The following is a 1,133-nucleotide window of genomic DNA, read 5'->3' as shown; positions in this document are numbered from 1 at the left end:
TCGACCGAGCTGTGGCTCGCATCGGCGGTGAAGCTGTGGCTGCCATCGCTTAGCGTGGCGCCGGCCGGGATGGCGCTCACCACCAGCGAAGCCAGGCTGTTGCCATCGCCGGCCAGGCCGTTGACCGTGGCGCCGAGGTTCAGCGCGATCGCCGCTCCTTCCACCCCGCTCTCGGCCATCGGCGCCAGCGTCGGCGCCAGTGGGTGGACCGTGACCGCTTCGGTGGCCGTGGTGGTGGCGCTGAGGTTCCCTTCGCCATCCCGGGCGGTGGCCGCCACGCTCAGCGTGAAGTTGGCATCGTTGGGCGGCGTGATAGTCAGGCTGGACAAGCTCCAGCCGTGGATGTCGACCGAGCTGTGGCTCGCATCGGCGGTGAAGCTGTGGCTGCCATCGCTCAGCGTGGCGCCGACCGGGATCGCACTGACCACCAGCGAGGCCAGGCTGTTGCCATCGCCGGCCGGACCGTTGACCGTGGCGCCGAGATTCAGGGCGATCGCCGCCCCCTCCACCCCGCTCTCGGCCACCGGCGCCAGCGTCGGCGCCAGCGGGTGGACCGTGACCGCCTCGGTGGCGGTGGTGATCGCGCTGAGGTTGCCCTCGCTATCGGTGGCGGTGGCCGCTACGCTCAGCGTGAAGTTGGTGTCGTTGGGCGGCGTGATGGTCAGCGAACTGAGCGTCCAGCCCGACACATCGACCGAGCTGTGGCTCGCATCGGCGGTGAAGCTGTGGCTGCCATCGCTTAGCGTGGCGCCGGCCGGGATCGCGCTGACCACCAGCGAAGCCAGGCTGTTGCCATCGCCGGCCAGACCGTTGACCGTGGCGCCGAGGTTCAGCGCGATCGCCGCTCCTTCCACCCCGCTCTCGGCCACCGGCGCCAGCGTCGGCGCCAGCGGGTGGACCGTCACCGCTTCGGTGGCGGTGGTGGTGGTGCTGAGGTTCCCTTCGCCATCGGTGGCGGTGGCCGCCACGTTCAGCGTGAAGTTGGTGTCGTTGGGCGGCGTGATAGTCAGGCTGGACAAGCTCCAGCCGTGGATGTCGACCGAGCTGTGGCTCGCATCGGCGGTGAAGCTGTGGCTGCCATCGCTTAGCGTGGCGCCGGCCGGGATGGCGCTCACCACCAGCGAAGCCAGGCT

1 protein-coding gene is annotated in these 1,133 nt (G+C 70.1%); it reads right to left on the bottom strand.

Annotation, left to right across the window (positions count from 1 at the left end; genetic code table 11):
- Positions 1-1,133 (bottom strand): hypothetical protein (locus RM96_RS39505; protein WP_039014987.1); only part of this gene is annotated, 1,133 nt, incomplete at both ends.

It is taken from the genome of Cupriavidus sp. IDO, from assembly GCF_000812465.1.
GTDB lineage: Bacteria > Pseudomonadota > Gammaproteobacteria > Burkholderiales > Burkholderiaceae > Cupriavidus.
The sequence above is the reverse complement of the archived record's forward strand: the minus strand, read 5'-3'. Positions and strand labels throughout refer to the sequence as shown.